This is a genomic window from Mucilaginibacter antarcticus (assembly GCF_042686155.1).
Lineage (GTDB): Bacteria > Bacteroidota > Bacteroidia > Sphingobacteriales > Sphingobacteriaceae > Mucilaginibacter > Mucilaginibacter antarcticus.
This window is the reverse complement of record NZ_JBHUON010000049.1, coordinates 1-1377: the sequence shown is the minus strand read 5'-3', so window position 1 is coordinate 1377 and position 1377 is coordinate 1. Positions and strand designations below refer to the sequence as shown.

The 1377-nt window shown below is 43.3% G+C and carries 2 protein-coding genes; both read right to left on the bottom strand.

The window, feature by feature from the left end; translation table 11 throughout:
* Positions 1 to 47: 47 nt before the first annotated feature.
* A complete protein-coding gene (locus tag ACFSYC_RS19580) occupies positions 48 to 1067 on the bottom strand; it encodes an IS3 family transposase (RefSeq protein ID WP_377130563.1) in 1020 nt (339 codons plus the stop codon).
* Positions 1064 to 1377, bottom strand: a 314-nt coding sequence (locus ACFSYC_RS19575; protein WP_377130562.1) for a hypothetical protein, incomplete at its 5' end; no start/stop codon positions are given. The genes ACFSYC_RS19575 and ACFSYC_RS19580, both read right to left, overlap by 4 nt.

Sequence of the window (1377 nt, the reverse complement as noted above, 5' to 3'; positions counted from 1 at the left end):
TGACCCGTCCTGAAAAAGGTTGACAGTTATTTTTATAAAGTTATTAATTATTGTTTGTTTGTCGTGTCAGGATGTTGGGAACGCGTAGCGTTGTCCACATCCTGATGCGGTTTTTCTTTTTTTGCTTCTTTTTTTCTTTTAAAGGATATTTCTTTTTGTGAATAACTCTGTTGTACTATGTCGGGCTTTGCTGTCCGGTAATAATTTTTCCACCGGCGTTTTACGTTCAGATCTCTGCCGTGTACCAGCGCTGGTGGCAGAAACGATATACTGCTGTGCAGTCTGATATAGTTATAAGTATTTATTGCCGCTGTAATGGCTTCCCTGGCACGCTCCAGATCAGCGTAAACAGGTTGTAGTAATTCCATTTTAAGTATTCCGTTTACCCGCTCTGCTATAGCATTATCCCTGGGATCGCCGCTCTCGGTCATACTGATACTGATCTTACGCCTGGTAAGTTCCCCTATATAATCACTGCAACAATATTGGCAGCCCCGGTCTGAATGATGAATAAGTCCGGGTATCTCCCTGCGGCCTCCAATAGCCATTTTAAGTGCTTGCACGGTACCTTCAGCTGCAAGGCTTTTACTTAAATGGAAACCTACTATCTTACGGCTGTAAGCATCCGTCACCAGGCTTAAAAAAGCATGCCCGTGAGTTAACTCCAAATAAGTTATATCGCTCACCCATAGCTGATCTGAAGCTACAGGAACTTTGTCCTTAATTAGATTAGGATGTTTTTTCATCCAATGATCAGCGTTAGTAGTGCGCACTTTATGCCTGCGCCTTTTGTTCAGTAAATTGTATTTACCAAGCACCCTAAAAAATGCATCCCTGCCTAACTTCATATCATGCTGCCTAATGAAGCCTTTTGTTGATAAATAGAGTTTACGGCCACCCATGCGGGGTTGCAATTGACGGTGTTTGAGCACTTGCTGAACAATAACTTCTTCCTTTATTGGCTTTCGTTCGGCCTGAAAACGACGTTTATAGTAAGCCTGACGGCTATGACCAGACAGTAAACATAGCAGGGATAAACTAACTCCACTGCTTTGCTCCACCCTCATGACTGCCTGGTGCCAGCTTTTTTTCTGATGTCAGTGCCAAACTGTTCATCTGATATATCTATCATCGCTTCCAGTAACTCGACCTTAAGCCGGGAGATACGCAGCGCTTCCTGAAGTTCATGAATATCGGTGGGCAAGGGCCCGTCCGGTTCCATCACAGCTTTGGAAAACCTTAATCCTTTCTTATCAACATACCTTTCATGTGCCATAACCCATCTGGATATCGTGACATGGCCGTAGCCATATTTGATAGCTAATTTACGGGTACTTGTACCCCCAAGCAAGTATTCAGCTATAATCTTTTGTTTGT